This window comes from Paraburkholderia acidipaludis NBRC 101816 (assembly GCF_000684975.1).
In the GTDB taxonomy this organism is placed as follows: Bacteria; Pseudomonadota; Gammaproteobacteria; order Burkholderiales; family Burkholderiaceae; genus Paraburkholderia; species Paraburkholderia acidipaludis.
Map to the genome: position 1 here is coordinate 1 of NZ_BAXZ01000018.1, position 16,500 is coordinate 16,500.

Consider the following 16,500-nt stretch of genomic DNA (forward strand, 5'->3'; position numbering starts at 1 on the left):
ATCCTCTCTCACCCGTGAAATCGACATCCTGATGGATCTCTACAGGACATATTGTCACTCGCCCTTGATATTCTGTCCAATATCTGTTACGTCTATCTGATATACATTTTACAGAACATCGCTGGAGAACATCGCGTGGAACTGCGCCACCTTCGGTATTTCCTCGCCGTTGCGGAAGAGCGCAACGTGACACGGGCCGCCGACAAGCTCGGCATCGGCCAGCCGCCGCTTAGCCAGCAACTGCACGCCCTCGAACGCGAACTCGGGGTCCAGCTCTTTCGGCGCACGGGACACGGCGTGGCACTGACCGAGGCCGGGGCCGCCTTCGCCGACGACGCGAGGCGTCTTCTCGGCGACGTGCAGGGTGCCGTTCGCAACGCGCAGCGCGCCGGACGTGGCGAGGTCGGGCACCTGAACATCGGATTCACCGGCTCGGCCGCCTTCAACCCGATGGTGCCCCGGCTCATACGGTTGTTTCGCCAGTCGTTCCCCAGCGTTCAACTCACGCTGGCCGAGGGAAACACCGCTTACCTGCTCTCGCTGCTCGACGAGGGCCGGCTCGACGTGGCATTCGTGAGGCCCGCAGGAAATCCGCCGACCGGAATCGAGTTTCATCCGCTCGCGATCGAGCCGATGAAACTCGTCCTGCCGGCAACGCACGCCTTGTCGAGAAAGCGCAGGCTGCCTCTTACGGCGCTCGCGGCCGAACCGTTCGTGCTGATACCGCGCGAAGCCAGTCCAAGCCTGTATGACCGGATCGTCGGCGCGTGCCGCGAAGCGGGCTTCGAACCGTTGCTCGGGCAGCAGGCTCCGCAGCTTGCTTCAGTGATCAATTTCGTGGCGGCCGAATTCGGCGTTTCGATGGTGCCTGCTGCCGTCACGCAGATCCAGGTGGAGGGCGTGGTCTACGTCGACGTTCACGGCAACGTGCCCGATATTGGCCTCAAGGTGGCGTGCCGCACCCATGTGCCCAATGCGAAAGTCGCGAACTTTCTGAAACTGGCCGGCGAGAGTGCCCGGGACTAATCGGCAGGCGGCACGCCGCCTTCCCCGATCGACCCGGTTCGCTGACGAGGCGCGCCGCCGGCGAAAGCGTAGGCGTCAAAGGCTTAGTTATCCTTGACTTCGACCGGCGGCGAATACGGGCTCACGGTCACTTCGGCCTGTCGGCCCGCCTGCGACGAGCCATTCGTGCCGGCGCCATACGTGGTCTTGTCGTTATTCGCGGCGATGCGCGCCTGGGCTGCCTGGAGGTTCTCCGGGTAGTGCAGCCAGTCGTTCGGGTTGTAGCCGGCCTGTTCGGCGCGCACCAGGTCCGCGCGCACTTCGCCGCGCGAGAGCGGCTGCGCCGTCTGGGCGAACGAGACGAGCGGCGCGGTCACGGCGACGGCGAGCACGACAGCCTTGAAAAGCGATTTCATGATCGTGGACTCCGGACCATGGTAAGTCATCCTTACCATGGTGAAATGAGCAAGGGTGAGAGGGTTCGAGCCTGATTACGCGGTCACATAGCGCGCCGCGGGGCTGTTGCTCGACAGATGCGGAGCCATCGTCCGCCTGGCGCCTTCGTAAGCCTCCCACTCTTCGCCCGCATGCAAGGAGGGGATCGTCACGGGTTCATGGCGGTCAAAACCCGTCAACGCGGCATCCACCATGGCTTCGGCCGACATGACGATGGCTGCGGGCAAGTGTTCGATCGGCAGGCCGCCGGTCTGCCAGAAGTCGGTGGCGGTGGCGCCGGGCAGCACGGCCTGCACCTGAATGCCGCTGGCGGCCAGCTCGTGGTGAAGCGACTGGCTGAACGCGAGCACGAAGGCCTTGCTGCCGCCGTAGACACCGTTGAGCGTTTCCGGCGAGATCGCCACGATGGACGAGATGTTGATCACGGCGCCCGCGCCGCGCGCGACGAAGCCCGGGATCGCGGCATACGTGAGGCGGGTGAGGGCGGTGACGTTCAGGTCGATCAGCCGCGTCATCGCCTCGACGTCGCTGTCGAGCAGCGGCTTGTGGGTGCCCACGCCCGCGTTGTTGACCAGCAGCGTGATGCTCGCGTCCTGCTTCAGCTTGGCTTCGACGGCGGCCAGCGCCGCGCGGTCGTTCAGATCCGCGTCGATGATTTCGACGCTACGCTGCGTTTCGTTCGTGATGCGCTGCGCGAGGGCGGCCAGCCGGTCGCGATTGCGCGCCACGAGAATCAGGTCGTAGCCGCGCCGCGCGAGCCGGTCGGCGTAGACCGCGCCGATACCCGAAGACGCGCCGGTAATGAGGGCAGTACCGCGATGCGTATGAGCCATGATGTCACTCCATTCGAAAAGTTGATGAAACCGTGAGCACATTCTGGCCGGGTTTCGCCGCGACAGAAATGACATATATGGTTATGATTCAGGACATGGCTTGACGGGAAACGGACATGCACCGGATCGGCTTTTTACTGACTGAGGGCTTCCAGATCATGACGCTCGCGCCGCAGTCGGTGTTCGAGTATGCGAACGTCGTGGCAGGCGAGCCGTTCTACGCGATGGACAATTTTTCCCTCGACGGCGGCGAGGTCCGCTCGTCGCTCGGCTTCGCCGTGGGTACGCGGCCATTGCGCGGCGCCGCCGCGGTGGATACGTGGATGGTCGCCGGCGTCAACGACCCGCTCGGCTCGCCGGCCCCCAGGCGGGTGCTGGCGTTCCTGCGCAGGGCGAGCCTGCGCGCGCGGCGCATTGCCGGTATCTGCACGGGCGGATTCGTGCTTGCCGAAGCGGGCCTGCTCGCCCGGCGGCGCGCCACCACGCACTGGGCGTTCGGGCGCAAAATGCAGCGCCTGTTCCCGGATGTGCGCGTGGAGGAGGACCGGATCTATATCGTCGACGGACCGATCTGGACGTCCGCCGGCATGACGGCGGGGCTCGATCTGGCGCTGGCGATGGTGGAGAAGGATCTGGGCGCCGAGGCGGCGCGCTCGGTGGCGCACAAGCTCGTGATGCATCAGCGCCGCGCGGGCGGCCAGTCGCAGCATTCGGAAATGCTGGAACTCGCCCCGAAAACGGATCGCATCCAGAACGCGCTGACCTATGCGCGCCAGAACCTGAATCGCGCGCTAACGGTGGAAGAGCTGGCCGAAACCGTGCACATGAGCGCGCGCCAGTTCAGCCGCGTGTTTACGCTCGAAACGGGGCAGTCGCCCGCGAAGGCAGTCGAGCGGCTGCGCCTCGAGGCGGCGCGGCTCATGATCGAGCAGAGCCGTCACCCGCTCGAAGTCATCGCGAAAGAAACCGGCTTTCGCGATCGGCGCCATATGCGCGAGGTGTTCCTGCGCGGCTTCGGCCTGCCGCCCCAGGCGGTGCGGCGCGACGCCCGCACGGGCAGCCGCGATGCCGCGTAGACGCATCTTCCAGAGTCCGCGGTTCGCTTTCATCGCTCGCCGCGCTGGATGTGAATGCCTCCCGCGACTTCGATGCGTTGGGCGTTGATCCAGCCGAATTCGTCGGATAGCAAACCGGCGATGACGGGGCCGACGTCCTCGGACAAGCCGTGCCGTCGTTGAGCTGCCGGTGGGGCGCTGTTCCGCGCACCCGCGAACGCTGAACGGGCTGCTCGGGCATTCATGAGAGAGTGGGGCGGTAATGGCTGTCGCTCTCCGCGTTGAATATCTCGTCGTCGAGCACGAGTTCGATTGCGCACTCGTTGCTCTCAGGCTGGGACTGCCGGCTCGCCTCGAAACACGACCGAACGCGCGCGCCGATCCGCTGCTGGATTTCGCGCCGCTGGGCCGTGTCGTGCTTCGCATAGCGCTCGAACTGTTCGCGCGTCGCACGAAGCGTCGCGGCGCAACGTTTATCGAGTGTGGTGTCGGGGTGCGATTCGATCACCCAGGTGATATTCAAAACAAGCGCATCGCCGGTATCGAGGAAACTCACCGCGGGCCTTCTGGGCGAGTCGAATTCGTGTGCCAGGGCAAGCTGGATCTCCTCGATCCGCTGGTCGAAATCATAGGTTTTCATGGCGCGCTCCAGTGTGGGCAGGAACAGGCACTTTTCTGCGCATCGGGCGTGCCGCGCCGGGTTGCCTCGGGCCATTGTGTGACGTCCCGAGACGGACGCGGCCGCTCTCTTTTATCCGGAGCGCGATTCGCCGGGATTCGCCTTGAGATATGATCGCGTTTTAACGTAGTGGAATTGCCCCCATGCAAGTGCTGGTCGATGCCGACGCTTGTCCCGTGGTCATCAAGGAAATGCTGTTCCGGGCCGCGCGACGGGCGGAGGTGCGGGTGACTCTGGTCGCGAACCAGTATTTGCGCACGCCGCCGTCTCCCTTCATCACGTCCATTCAGGTGCCGGCCGGTTTCGACGCGGCGGATGCCCGTATCGTCGAATTGGCCGAGCCGGGCGACCTGGTGATCACGGCGGACATTCCGCTTGCCGCCGCGGTGCTCGACAAAGGGGCGCACGCGCTCGAACCGCGCGGCAACTGGTTCACGCGCGAGAATATTCAGGAACGCCTGACGGTGCGCGACGTGATGGATCAACTACGCAGCGCCGGCATCGATACGGGCGGTCCGGCTCCCTTCAGCACGCGCGACAGCAAGGCGTTTGCCGGACAGCTCGACCGATTCCTCGCACGTTACGGCAAGCCGCCTCGCGGGAACGAGGGATCGGATTGATCGTCGCAGCCATTCCGGTTACGACGCTTGCGGCGGCAGCGCGCCGCTCAATAGATGGAACACCCAGAAATGCCAGAAAAAAACCTTGTGCGCTCCTTCAGCGAGCTTCCGCTTGCCCCCGCCATGCTCGCCAATCTGGCCCAGCTTGGCTATACGGCCATGACGCCGATCCAGGCGGCCAGCTTGCCCGTGGCGTTGGAAGGGCATGACCTGATCGCCCAGGCGAAAACCGGCAGCGGCAAGACGGCGGCATTTTCCCTCGCGCTGCTGGCGCGCCTCGACGTGCAGCGTTTCGCCGTGCAGACGCTGGTCCTCTGTCCGACGCGCGAACTGGCCGATCAGGCCGCGCAGGAAATTCGCCGCCTCGCCCGCGCGGAGCAGAACATCAAGGTATTGACGCTGTGCGGCGGCACGCCCATGGCCCCTCAGACCGCGAGTCTCGAGCACGGCGCCCATGTTGTCGTCGGCACGCCGGGCCGCATCATGGACCATCTGGCGCGCGGCAACCTCGACGTCGGCGCGCTGAATACGCTCGTGCTCGACGAGGCGGACCGGATGCTCGACATGGGCTTCTTCGACGATATCGCCACCGTCGTGGACCAATGCCCCAAGGAACGCCAGACCCTGCTGTTCTCGGCCACCTACCCGGAGGGGATCGCCCGGCTGAGCCGGCAATTCCTGCGTAATCCGAAGGAAATCAAGCTCGAAGAGCGTCACGACAGCAGCAAGATCCGCCAGCGCTTTTACGAGGTGGCCGAGGAAGAGCGGCTGCACGCGGTGGGCATGCTGCTGAATCACTATCGTCCGGTGAGCACGCTGGCGTTCTGCAATACGAAACAACAGTGCCGCGATCTGCTCGACGTGTTGCGCGCGCAGGGTTTCCATGCGTTGGCGCTGCATGGCGAACTGGAGCAGCGCGAGCGCGATCAGGTGCTGATCCGCTTCGCGAACCGCAGCTGCTCGGTGCTCGTTGCGACCGACGTGGCGGCCCGCGGCCTCGACATTGCGCAACTCGAAGCCGTGATCAACGTGGACGTGACGCCCGACCCGGATGTGCACGTACACCGCATCGGCCGCACGGGCCGCGCCGATCAGGACGGCTGGGCATTGAGCCTCGCCAGCATGGACGAGATGGGGCGGGTGGGCAGCATCGAGCAGGCGCAGAAACAGGATGTCGAATGGCACAAGCTGGCCGATCTGAAGGCCGCCAGCAACGAGCCCCTGCTGCCGCCGATGGAAACGCTGCAAATCCTTGGCGGGCGCAAGGAAAAAATTCGTCCGGGTGACGTGCTGGGAGCGCTGACGGGTGATGCGGGCTTCAGCGCTTCCCAGATCGGCAAGATCAACGTAACCGACTTTTCGACCTATGTGGCCGTCGATCGCAGCATTGCCCGCGAGGCGTTGCGCAGGCTCGGGGCGGGGAAGGTCAAGGGCAAGAAGGTCAAGGTCCGGATGATGGACGAATAGCCGGCATTCATGAGGCCACGACGTGGGGACCGATCGCGCTGAGCCAGCAGGTCACGGCGACAGCGCCGCCGTCGGGCGAGCCAATCGCACGATCGCCCAGATAGCTTGCGCGGCCGGCGCGCGGTTTCATCGTGGAGGTTGCCTCGGCGCCGAGCTTTGCGGACGAGACGGCCCGCGAAAAAGCGACGGCCGCGGGGCAGCCCGATCGCAGTTCCTGCGCGAACGTATCGGCAGCGGGGATGAGGGCATCGAGCATCGTTCTGTCACCGGCCTTGGCGCCGCCGAGCTCGCCGACGGCCTCGACGGCCGCTCTGAAGGCATCGGCCCAATCGTGGGCGGAAGGCTGGGGCGTTTCCGCGAGACGTCGTGACGCGCGCAGCAGCGCCGTGGCATAGAAGGGACCGGAGCTGCCTGCGACGGCTCGGCGTAGCGCGCCGCCCAAAGCGGCGAGCGCACCGGCGGGGTTGGCGAAGGCCGGGTCGGGGAGGGCGAGGATGGCGTCTGCGGCGCGCTTCATGCTGATGCCGAGGTCGCCGTCGCCGGCGAGGGAATCCAGCTCGGTGAGGCGCGGTTCGTCAGCGATCAGGGCGTGAGCGGCAGCGGTGAGCGCCGGCTTGAGGCGGGAGATCCATGCCTGGGCGGCCGCGTCGAGAATCGTCGGAGTTTCGCCGGCGCGCGTGACCGGCGAGTCCATCCGGATATCGGCGCTGACGCTGCCGCCGCGCGGCCACGCGCGGGCCAGCGTGGGCGCGTCGAGCAACGCGAGCCGGTCGTTATCGACGCGCAGGACGGAAACGGAGCAGCCGGGCATGTTCAACGCCGAGAGCAGGGTGCCCGACCATGCCCGCTCGACGGCGATCCCCTTTCCCGTCAACGCTTCCCAGGCCGCGCGCAGGACGATGTCCAGTTCCATCTGCGGCGTGGCTCCGAGGCCATTCACGAGGAGTGCTACACGTTCGCCTGCCGCGAGCCCCATGTCCTCCAGAATATTCGAGAGCAGGGTTCGGGTGATCTCGTCGGCCGGCTGTGGCGCGGTTCGCTCGACGCCTTTTTCGCCGTGAATGCCGAGGCCTAGCTCGATCTCGTCGTCTGCCAGCGTGAAGCCGGATTTTTCGACGCCGGGTAGCGTGCAGCCGTCCAGCGCCACCCCCATCGATCCCAGGTTTGCCGCGGCGGCGCGCGCGGCAGACGTCACCTGATCGAGCGGGAGCCCTTGTTCTGCGGCGGCTCCGGCGACTTTATGCACGAGCACCGTTCCGGCGATTCCGCGGCGGCGATCGCGCGTCGTGTGCCGGCGAAGCGAAACGTCGTCGGCCACGATCACCACTTCGACGGGAATGCCTTCGGCGCGTGCGAGCTCGGCGGCGAGGCCGAAGTTCAGCCGATCCCCCGTGTAGTTCTTGACGATCAGGACGGCGCCGGCGGGACCCGCGGTTGCGCGGATGGCGGCAAGGACTTCGTCGGTGGACGGCGAGGTGAACACCTGGCCGCACACCGCGGCGCTCAGCATGCCGGCCCCGACATAACCCGCGTGCGCGGGTTCGTGGCCGCTGCCGCCGCCCGAGATGATGGCGACGGGTCGATTGAAGACTTCGGGCAGATCACGGCGAACGAGCACATTTTCGTCGCCCAGGATAGCGGTGTTCGGAGCCAGCCTGGCAATGCCCTCGAGCATTTCCCGAACGACGTTCGATGGATCGTTGATGAGCTTCTTCATGTTGGGCTTCGGCGGTGGTTGGGTGTGAGTTCAGCGCTCTGGCGAGTGCATCTAGCGCATTACAAAGGGCGGCAATATTGGTATCGGTAGATTGCGATCCCGGACATTATGATCCCTGCGGAGTTTCGGTCTCTCAGTGTGCTTTCCGGGACCTCGTTTGGGGTGGGCTCTTTATCAATATAATTTTACATAATGCAAATTATCGAAATTTCTCCTGTAGCAGCTATATCCTAATGTCGTGTTCTGGCTATTTACAGATGTCGTGTTTTTGACCACTGGCATGCAGTGCTTCGGAGCTAAAGTGTGAATGCGGCTAGGTTATCTTTCGATATTCACAGAATTGCTCCCCTGAATCGCACATTCACAAGTTTGATACGCGGCCGGTCTGGCCCATTCGACGCTCAGAGATTTGCTCCAAAGCAACGTGCTTCGGAGCAAAATTGTGCATGCGGCCAATTTATCTAAGAGTGAAGTTCGGGGATTGGCTGGCCAATGGTTTGCCTCGGAAACCTGCGATATGCAAAAGTTTGCTCCGCGAATTGCACACTCAGGTTTGGTAGTCAGCCGTACTGGCCCGTTTTTCGACATTCACGGATTTGCTCCGAAGTACTCCATGGCCACCTATCTATGCTCCGGACGCACTACAACCGCATACGATTGCTCCGGCTATGAACTAGCGGGCGAAAACCGAATGCCCATGCTCCGGCGCACTAAATCGCGGATACCTTGATAGTCCGCTGGGAAAGCTGCTATCTCGCTTTGCCCCCTTCTACTCCGACGGCCTCAGGCCGCTACCCCACCAGGCGGTACTTCCCCTCTTTTCGCATGGCCGGAAGGGCGTGCCGCGTGGAGACACGCGGGGGACGCGGTGGTGACGCTGTAGTGTGCGCCGCCTGTCCTCGGGTTCGCCGCCGCGAACACCTACCTCCACCCAGGCCGCTCGCCTTCATCTGGTTTTAAATTACAAGAAACCCTATAACATCGGAAAGGTCTAAATGGCCTCATGAGGCGCTCTGGGTCTGCATGCCTGCCGCCTATGCCCTTCCTGCGAGGGCCCTGTCACAAAAGCATCGCCAGACCTTCTATTTTCGTCCCATTGGGAGACATCAATGGCGAACAACGAACCTGGACCGGATCTGTCGTCCGATGACGGCAATAGCGACTTTCATGGGCAGGCCGCGCCGGAGAGCGTTGGCCGCGCCGTCGCGGACGCGTACCACACCAAACTTGACCTAAGCCTCGGCCGGGACGATATCGCCTACGTCGCGGGCATTTTTCATTTTCAGAAGAAGTCTGACGATTCCTACATTGACGAGGCAGTCCTTCGCGCCATCTACGAACCCGTAAACGAAATGGTGAACGGCGACCCGGACACCATTCAACAGCGTTGCACCAACGCGCTTTCCCGCCTGAAGTCGCAGAGCATCCTGATTCGTGCCGACGCGGGTGGGGTCTGGGAGGAGGGCCGATACACTCTCTCGACGCTGGGCAATGCGATCGGCCGATATATCAGCGACGAGAGCAGTTTGACGGTGCAAAGTCTCACGATCCTGCTCTCGCGCATCCGCGCGGAGCTTGCCGATGTAATCGCTACGGCCCGCTCTGCGAACGAAACTACGGACTGGGACGCCACGGTGGTCGCCCTGCTCCGATATCTGGTCACGGATCTACTTGAGGCTCTGGAGCGCCGGGCGCGTGGGTTGGATATCTCGAACCAGCAACTTCGGCGACAAATCACCAGCCTCTTTCATCAAAAATGGGGAGATGCGGCGGACATCTGTAAGTCGATGCTGAATAGCGTCATGAGCACGCTGTTTGAGTTGTATTCCGTCCTCACCGAGCAAGTTGAGTCGCTGACCCGGCTGCTCGATGACATCGCGGAGTTTTCAGACCGCGATGCGGCCATTCTGCCTTTGGTAGAGAGCCTGCGCACACAGTTGCACCGTTTGCACAACTGGAGTATGCAGCGTCACACCGAATGGGCAAATTACCACGGGATGGTGATGACTTTCATCCGGACTCACGTGCAAATGGACCCGGACAACCGCATGCGTGGCCGAATCCGGGACCACATTCAGCGCTTCCCCGAGACGCCCTACTATCTTGTCGTGCTGGACCCCGTCCCGTTCCTGCACATGCGGGAAGTCGAGCGGCCCGACAAGAACCACCAGGTTGATGTGCCCGCCTTCGCCTTCGCTAACCGGAAAGTGGCAGACGTCGGCGTGCCGCGGGAAAGCGACATCGGGCAGGTGATCAAGCGGATGCTGGCTCGTCTGGAACAAGATGGAGAGATCGACCTCGCCACGTCGATTGTCACTGATGGCGCTCACCTGAGCGACCTCGACTGGTATGTGCTGATTTCACGAGTAACACCGCTCTTGCTGGATCGCGGTATCCCCCCGGCCGCGTTGAGTGCACGCCGTTGGGCGGCGCTGAGCGCCCGACTGGAAACGCAGTCGCTCAAACTGCGTTCGCGCTCGATGCCTGCCGACGAAACTCAGCCAAATCCAGAAGCGCAGCATCCTGCCGAGGGAGAAAACGATGTCTAGTGAACTGATGGAGGTCATCGCCGATGACCGCTATCCACAAGCCGATCTGTTGCTTCGCCAGGGGAAGCATCTCGGTACTGATGGTGACGCCAGCCTGTACGACTTCATTCACTCTAACCAGGACTGCCTGGCCTCTTACTACCGCCGTTATGGGGTACTGCTGCAGAGCGGTCCCGAAGGCTATTTCTACCTCCTGCCCGTCAGCGCGGACAGGGCCCCGCTAGGCCGGCGCCATCTTGGCCTGCTCGACATGCTCGTTGGCCAGACGCTTGCCCTAATGATGCTTGACCCGCAATGGCTGGAGACCAATCGGCGCATCCCGGACCTCCAGGTTCTGGCCTCGCTGGAGCAATTGTTGGGCACGAAGCAACTCCTGCGCTACGCGGGCCGCAAGCGCGGTCAGAATGATGAGTTAGACGCGCAGAAATTACGCGAATCGCTGGCGGGCACCATGAAGACCCTCGAGCGATTGGGATTCATCAAGCGGGAGGGCCGGGGCGAGAGTGCTGTCGTGATCCCCCTCTCCCCCGTCATGCGCTTCGCCGACCCGGTCCGTACGAGCACCGACGTGACCGAGGACGCGATGCGCCGGCTGATCCAGGAAGGACAAATTGATCTCTTGCCAGATAACCGCAAGAACGCCGCGCCTGTCGACGACTGACGAGCCAGCCAGGCGCCGCGAGCATAGGCCTTGATCAACCCAGTACCGAAGGATTTTCCATGCCCAAGCTGACACGTGCGTGCCACCGTCACCTGTTGCTCGCCAACTGGCGGAGCGTCCCTTTTCAGGTGTGCGAGACGGATCGGTTTGTCACCGGTTTGGAAGGCGACAACGGGGCGGGCAAGACGACCACTATGGCTGGCTTCCTGACGGCGATCATCCCGAATCTGCGCCTGCTCTCTTTTCCGAGCATTGCCTCAGACGGCGCAGCGGACTCCGAAGAGGCGGGCCTTTGGGGACGCCTGGGCGAAGATGGCAGCACGTCATACACAATGATCGAGTGGATCACGCCCCGCGGCGAGAGTGTCTGGGCCGGTGTGGCCCTCGCTCGTGGCACCCGCCCGAAAATCGAGGTACTGCACTACTTCACAATTCAGTTCCTGGGCGAAATTGACCCTTATGCCACGTTCCCCATGAAGTTTGGGGGCAAGTGGATCGTCCCTCCCACCTATAAGCACATGCGGGAGCATCTCACGATGCAAGGTGCAAAGGTAACGACCTACCCAAGGCTGCAGAATTACATGCGCGCCCTCTACGACTACGGCATCACGCCGAAGCCAATGCAAGAACAAGCAGAGCAGGCTCGCTTCTACCGCCTTCTCGCCAGCTCCATGGCAGGAACCTCACTAGGAGCCATTGCGAAATCGGAGCTGCGCAATTTCCTTTTGAATGCGGATCCGGACGTCGGTAACGTGGTGAGCAAGATGCGAACCTGCCTGGGTGACACCCAGCGCGCCAGGCGGGAGATTGAAAACACCCAAGAGAAGCATGACGAAATCCACGGGCTCTTCGACGCCGCATGGAAAATGGTCTCCTTTGCCTATTTCGGCGCGCTAGCTCGATTCGAGCAGGTGAACGAAGCATGGCTGCATCAACTCAAAGTCGCCCGCGACCTGCGGAAACAACACCAGAACTTGCTCACTGAGCGGGGAGTCCTTATCGAGCGTCTCGCCAGGCTCGCCTCACAGGAAGCTGCGGATGACACTACAGCGCAAGCACGCAAAACATCTCTGGATATCGCCAGGCAGGCATTTTCTCTACGTCAGCAGTTGGCTGATGCATTGCAAAACCTCCAGGCAACGGCACGCAACTTCGCCGCCGAGTCCGCTGCGAGGGTAAAGGCCGAATCGGCCGAGACCAAGGCTAATGTCGAAGACCGCGCCGCACGCGACGAACACACGAATATCTCAACCCAAATGGGGAGCCTGAACCACGCCATCGAGGCACTAATCGGCCGTGTGATTCGCCTGCGCAAGGCCCGTGAAGTTTTGGCGAAAGCCCGCCGCGTGATTGATCAGAACGTCAACGAGCACAATGCGCAAGAACTTAGGGCGGGGTTCGATGAGCGCTATCAGGACCTGACCGAACGCGCGCTGCGCACGGAAGCCAACCTGGCTGACAGCAAGGCGCGAAAAGAGGCCTTTGACCGGCTCTTTCGGCAATTGCGGACCATCTGCAATGAGGATGGGCTGACCGTGGTGGATTTCGAAGCCCATGATCGCGCAGTGGAACTCGATCTGAAGTTGCGCGACATGAATGGATTGGCCGCCCGGGTGCCGGAACTTGACTCCGCACGCGTCAACATGAATCGGTTGAGCCAGCGGCAAGAGCAAGTACGCGCAACGGCAAGCCGCTTGAATATTCAGAACTCCCGACACCTGTTGGATGAAGGCGCCCTATTGCGAGAGAAAATCGCAGATCTGGACGCAGAACGCGACAGAAAACTTGACCGCAAGCAGATTTTGCTGAGCCAGGAAACCGACGCATCGAGAAAAGTGAATGAGTTGGTAGACGCGGATAAGGCGTATCGTCAACGTCGGGAACTTCAGCAGCAGCTGTGCGCACTGGACAAGGACTTTGAGACCATCACTAACCGTGACTATTTGGAGGAAGCCCGAGATAACGTCAATGTCCGGCTTGTCGCCGCTTTGGACAACCGACGCGAAAAGGAGAATTGGCTTCGGGCGCTGACGGAAATTATCCGTAGGTTACGCAGCGGCTTCGGCACAATCGACCAACGTGTCGGATCAGTCGCCGGGCATGTTGAAGGCTACTTACTTTCTGGCGAATTTGAAGATCTGGACGTCGAGGAAGCGGCACGCACCCAAGCGCGCCTTGGTCCCTGGATGGAGGCGATTGTCGTTGATGACCCTGAGTCCGCGGCCAAGATGGCCATCGACCTGCCGGACCGGCCCGAAAATTTACATTTCGTGCGCAGCGACTTCGCTGCTGGACAACGTATTGGAGTCACGCTGGGCGACAGTGAAATTGTGAGCGAAGGGGTCGATGGAGCCGGCGTCCGCCTGTCGCGCCATCCTGATCAGCCGGTTCTTGGTCGGAAAGCGCGGGAGGCTGATATTGAGCGACGAGAGAAAGAAAAGGCCGAAGTCGAGAGCGAGTTGGCGAGCCTGCGCGGCTATAGCGGGGTGTTAAAGCGAATCCTGGAACTGACTGAGCAACTTCTCGCGCTCGGACAATCGGTATGGCACGACGACCCCAGCCCTGCTCTGGACGAAGCGCGGGCGCGATGGTTCGGCATTCGCACAGGTCTGGCCGACCTGGAGACCGCCCTGACTAAAATTAGTGCCGACTTGGGAAAGTTGCGCGAGCGGCAGAAAGCGCTTGATGAAATCGCCGCCCACAGCGCGTTGCTCGATCAACCCACCTATCGGGACGAGGTACTGCGTGTCGAGGATGACTTGCGGACTTGCCGTACCGCAGCGGACTGGGTAAAGCGCTTCGAAAGCCCGGTGCGCGAAATTCTGGAAGGACTACCGATCCTGAGTCGATTGCCAGAGCCGGCAGAAATTGAACGAGAAGCGGCGGCCCTGGCCAATATCATCCTGGAGCGCAATGCTGCCGCGGCCTCGAGCGATGCACTTGGGGCTCTTCTCACGGTCGCTGGCGATCTTGCGTTCACTGAGGACGAAAAGGTTCATGACGAAAAATCCAGCGTGATGAAATCGTTGGAAGTCAAACTTGCTGCTGTCACGCGACGTCTTGAGACGGCATCCGCAGGATTGACGAGCGCGAGGTCAGCCGTCGACGCGGCTCGCGCGAAAGAGAACGACTGCAACGTGGCACACCAACGGGCTCAAGATGTCCACAGGACGCTTAGCGCAAGCCTTGAATCGACCGGCTTGCAAGGTACAAACGAAGAGGTCATAGCCGCAGAGGCAACCTACCAGGAAGCACAAGCCGCCCTGAGCAAGACACAATCAGAGAAGGCGACGACCAACGAGAGGAAGGTCACGGTCGAAACTGACATTGGGCATTCTGAATCTGTCGTTAAGGGCGCCAACGATGAGGTAAAACAACGCTACCAGAACATTCGCGCAGAACGAGCCGTTCGCCGTGAAATTCACGCCGCTGTCGCAGAGCACAAACTCGGCGGAAAGATCGACACGGAAATTAACGGGCAGGAAGTTCTGCAAGGCCGGCGGATGCCAACGCGGTCGCTATTCAGCGAGGCCGACAGGAATCAAACCCTCCTGTTCGAACGTCTTCGCGCGCAGCCTCAAGTACAGCAGCAATTGCAAGAACTGGTCGTTGACGATTCCGAAGAACGGCGTGTTATTCAGGCCATCCAGGGCTGGGGTTGCATCCTTTCCCATATTGAGAGCCGTATCCCGCGCAACATCGCATCAAGCGACGATCCGCGCATCGCCTTGAAGCAAATGCGGGAGAAGCTGGCCGAACTGCACCGGACTCTTGCCGATCTGGAAACGGAAATGCGAGCTAGTTCGAGCGGTCTCGGCGCCGCGATCACGTCTCGAACCCTCAGCGTCGGCCATTTAATAAACAAGCTAAATTCGCAACTCGAAAATGTTTCATTCGGCTCGATACGGGGTGTCAACATAAAGAAAGAACAGTCGGATGAGATGGCAAACATGCTCCTCGCCCTGAAGAATGGCGGCGATCGGTCATTGTTCGAAAGTGATGCCCCTCTGGACGAAACGCTGGCGAAAATCTACCAGCACGTCAACGGCGGTACGATCAAAGGCGCCGAACTGCTCGACTACCGCAACTATGTCATCCTCAACGTCAAGGTTCGCCGGCTGAACGGCACGTGGGATTCGACCGCGGGGCTTTCAACTGGAGAATCGATCGGCGTAGGCGCTGCCATCCTCATCATGATCCTCCGGACGTGGAGCGAAGACCTGCGTCGAATCAATGGGGCAGGTGCTGGTTACTGTATGCAACAGATCCTGCTCGACGAAGCAAATCGCCTGGACCACAGGGCGCTCGACACTTTAACCGAGTTCTGCCAGGCCATGGATGTGCAGGCACTCGTTGCGGCGCCGGGGCTGGAAGAGCCTCGCAACGGCACCGTCTACAGCCTCGTGCGCGAAATCTACAACGAGCGCGAAATCGTCACTTATCAAGGACGGAGGTTCGGGGCATGGACTGGGCAAGCGACGACCGTCTGAGGGTCGCGGCCATCCGCCTTCTGCTAACGGGGCGTATTGTTCGATCCAGGTCCAATGCGGACTTCGTGGCCCAACTTGAAGACGTCGGGGTCGTCAGTACGACCCCGCGACGAGGCGAACTCGTGCTTGTTCCGGACCGCCTTACCTACTACAAGACCTTCCTGATCTCCAGATGGCCCGACTATCGCGAGATCGCAGCGAAGATCCAGTCCAGAGGTCTTCCGATCGACGTAGCGACGTTGCGGGATCTTCGGCGCGACCATCTCGCGCCGCCGGCCGGGTTCCCTCAACTGAACAGGAGGACTTTGGCGGCGTATGCTGGAACCCACTCGAAGTCGCGCGGAGCCGTGCCAGACGTTTCCGCTGCGATAACGACAGATGACACGATTCGGGCGCGTGTGAATGAAGGTCTCCGGCTACGAGGTATGGATGGCATGGAATACGACCTGTCGGCCCTGCAACGCAGCCTGACGGAAATAGCGTTCCCAGATCGCGGGTTATCGGAAAGCTGGACGTTCTGTGGCACCCTGCCCCGACTTCTGCTTACTGTCGAGAATGTCGGATCTTTCGTGGACATCAAAAAGCCCGACGACTGCCTGATTGTTCACAGCCCGGGCTGGAATCTTCCCAATGTCAGGCGGATACGGGCACGGCTGCCGGCGAGTGTGCGCTGGCGGCACTTTGGCGACCTCGATCCCAACGGGATCAAAATTGGCCTCGTGCTCACCACAGACTCAGATGCGGGCAATGATGCAAAAGTCTGGATACCCACCTCCGCTGCAGCCCTTCTGAGATCCCACGCTCTTTGTTTGGATCGGGAATGGAATGAAGACAACATCCCCGAACCAATGCGTAATCATCCGGCGCTGTCATGGTTGATCGAGCACAGCAAGTGGCTTGAGCAAGAGCCAATAGTAGTACTTCCGGAGTTCATTGACGAGTTAGGTCGACTATGAGTTGACGTGGCG

Annotated in this window: 12 protein-coding genes; 8 read left to right on the plus strand and 4 right to left on the minus strand. The window is 61.6% G+C overall.

The window, feature by feature from the left end:
- Positions 1 to 135: 135 nt before the first annotated feature.
- Positions 136 to 1,026 (plus strand): LysR family transcriptional regulator, encoded by an 891-nt coding sequence (locus BAC01S_RS19660; RefSeq protein WP_027796299.1) that lies wholly within the window; start codon positions 136 to 138, stop codon positions 1,024 to 1,026.
- Positions 1,027 to 1,109: 83 nt separating this feature from the next.
- Here the strand turns inward: BAC01S_RS19660 and BAC01S_RS19665 are convergent, their stop codons facing one another.
- Together BAC01S_RS19665 and BAC01S_RS19670 are read right to left on the minus strand one after the other, a co-directional pair.
- Positions 1,110 to 1,421, minus strand: coding sequence for a DUF4148 domain-containing protein (locus BAC01S_RS19665; RefSeq protein WP_027796300.1), 312 nt, complete (start codon positions 1,419 to 1,421; stop codon positions 1,110 to 1,112).
- Positions 1,422 to 1,496: 75 nt separating this feature from the next.
- Positions 1,497 to 2,294 (minus strand): SDR family NAD(P)-dependent oxidoreductase, encoded by a 798-nt coding sequence (locus BAC01S_RS19670; protein WP_027796301.1) that lies wholly within the window; start codon positions 2,292 to 2,294, stop codon positions 1,497 to 1,499.
- 116 nt (positions 2,295 to 2,410) lie between these two features.
- Here BAC01S_RS19670 and BAC01S_RS19675 point away from each other — a divergent pair, with 116 nt between their 5' ends.
- Positions 2,411 to 3,370 (plus strand): GlxA family transcriptional regulator, encoded by a 960-nt coding sequence (locus BAC01S_RS19675; RefSeq protein ID WP_027796302.1) that lies wholly within the window; start codon positions 2,411 to 2,413, stop codon positions 3,368 to 3,370.
- Between the two features lie 220 nt (positions 3,371 to 3,590).
- On the opposite strand, the gene BAC01S_RS19685 is transcribed toward BAC01S_RS19675, so the two are convergent.
- Positions 3,591 to 3,989 carry a hypothetical protein gene (locus BAC01S_RS19685; RefSeq protein ID WP_027796303.1) on the minus strand — a complete coding sequence of 133 codons (399 nt, stop codon included), beginning with the start codon at positions 3,987 to 3,989 and terminating at the stop codon, positions 3,591 to 3,593.
- Positions 3,990 to 4,171: 182 nt separating this feature from the next.
- Between BAC01S_RS19685 and BAC01S_RS19690 the strand changes: the two genes are divergently transcribed.
- Positions 4,172 to 4,648 (plus strand): YaiI/YqxD family protein, encoded by a 477-nt coding sequence (locus BAC01S_RS19690; RefSeq protein ID WP_027796304.1) that lies wholly within the window; start codon positions 4,172 to 4,174, stop codon positions 4,646 to 4,648.
- A 69-nt stretch (positions 4,649 to 4,717) separates the two neighbouring features.
- Positions 4,718 to 6,115, plus strand: coding sequence for an ATP-dependent RNA helicase DbpA (gene dbpA, locus BAC01S_RS19695; RefSeq protein WP_027796305.1), 1,398 nt, complete (start codon positions 4,718 to 4,720; stop codon positions 6,113 to 6,115).
- A 7-nt stretch (positions 6,116 to 6,122) separates the two neighbouring features.
- On the opposite strand, the gene BAC01S_RS19700 is transcribed toward dbpA, so the two are convergent.
- Positions 6,123 to 7,832: a dihydroxyacetone kinase family protein gene (locus BAC01S_RS19700; protein WP_027796306.1), complete on the minus strand. Its 1,710-nt coding sequence runs from the start codon at positions 7,830 to 7,832 to the stop codon at positions 6,123 to 6,125.
- 1,109 nt (positions 7,833 to 8,941) lie between these two features.
- On the opposite strand from BAC01S_RS19700, the gene BAC01S_RS19705 reads away from it, so the two are divergent.
- Genes BAC01S_RS19705 through BAC01S_RS19720 form a run of 4 tightly spaced genes read left to right on the plus strand, consistent with a single transcriptional unit; the run spans position 8,942 to position 16,488 of the window.
- On the plus strand, positions 8,942 to 10,381 hold the full coding sequence (locus BAC01S_RS19705) for a hypothetical protein (protein WP_027796307.1): 1,440 nt from the start codon (positions 8,942 to 8,944) through the stop codon (positions 10,379 to 10,381).
- Positions 10,374 to 11,042: a chromosome partition protein MukE gene (locus tag BAC01S_RS19710; RefSeq protein ID WP_043202935.1), complete on the plus strand. Its 669-nt coding sequence runs from the start codon at positions 10,374 to 10,376 to the stop codon at positions 11,040 to 11,042. The genes BAC01S_RS19705 and BAC01S_RS19710 overlap by 8 nt, the downstream gene beginning before the upstream one ends.
- A 59-nt stretch (positions 11,043 to 11,101) precedes the next feature.
- Complete coding sequence (locus BAC01S_RS19715; RefSeq protein ID WP_027796309.1) at positions 11,102 to 15,532, plus strand: SbcC/MukB-like Walker B domain-containing protein; 4,431 nt, start codon at positions 11,102 to 11,104, stop codon at positions 15,530 to 15,532.
- Entirely contained in the window at positions 15,505 to 16,488 is a 984-nt protein-coding gene (locus BAC01S_RS19720) for a Wadjet anti-phage system protein JetD domain-containing protein (protein ID WP_027796310.1), read from the plus strand. The genes BAC01S_RS19715 and BAC01S_RS19720 overlap by 28 nt, the downstream gene beginning before the upstream one ends.
- The last annotated feature ends 12 nt before the right edge of the window (positions 16,489 to 16,500 follow it).